Raw genomic sequence first — 684 nt, forward strand, 5'->3', positions numbered from 1 at the left:
CAAGCCGGGCGACAGCATCGAGGTGGATATCGAGAAGGTCGGCCACCTGCGCAACACCATCGGCGAGGCCGTCCGGCCGGTGACCGCCCCGCGTGCCGCGTCCGTGGCGGCCGGGCACTGAATCGTTCCCGCTGCCGGGTGACCGGCGGCGTCAGCCCCGCGGTGACGGGGCCCAGCAACAAGCAGGATAACCGTTATGTACGCCGATGACGACGAGAGTGTTACGTTTGCCACGCTGGATGCGCGCGTCCCGTCCCCCACGCTGGTGGAGATAACCGCGCTGCTGGCGCGCTGCCAGCTGGACCGGGACCAGGATGTCGAGTTTTTTGTGGCCGGCACGCATCACGGGCGGCTGGTGGCCTGTGCCGGGCTGTGCGCCAGCACCATCAAGTGCGTGGCGGTGGACCCCGACTTTCGCGAACTCAGCCTGGGGGCGAAGGTGGTCAACGAGGTGGTGCAGCTGGCGGCCGAGCGCGGCCTGTTCCACCTGTTTCTCTACACCCGACCCTGCAACGTCACGGCGTTCCGCGGCTGCGGCTTCTACCCGATTGCCTGCTATGACGACCAGGCGGTGCTGATGGAGAACACGCCGCTCGGCATCAGCCAGTACTGCCAGTCGCTGGCGGCCGAAGTACGACCGGGGCGGGACATCGGGGCCATCGTGATGAACGCCAACCCGTTCAC

General features: G+C 67.7%; 1 protein-coding gene and 1 pseudogene. Both read left to right on the plus strand.

Going from position 1 to position 684, the window contains the following annotated elements:
- Positions 1-121: pseudogene (locus tag DZE2538_RS20720) on the plus strand (fumarylacetoacetate hydrolase family protein); the annotation flags it as partial.
- 75 nt (positions 122-196) lie between these two features.
- The coding region (locus DZE2538_RS00055; RefSeq protein WP_038915258.1) for a GNAT family N-acetyltransferase at positions 197-684 on the plus strand (488 nt) is incomplete at its 3' end.

Source organism: Dickeya zeae NCPPB 2538 (assembly GCF_000406165.1).
GTDB lineage: Bacteria > Pseudomonadota > Gammaproteobacteria > Enterobacterales > Enterobacteriaceae > Dickeya > Dickeya zeae.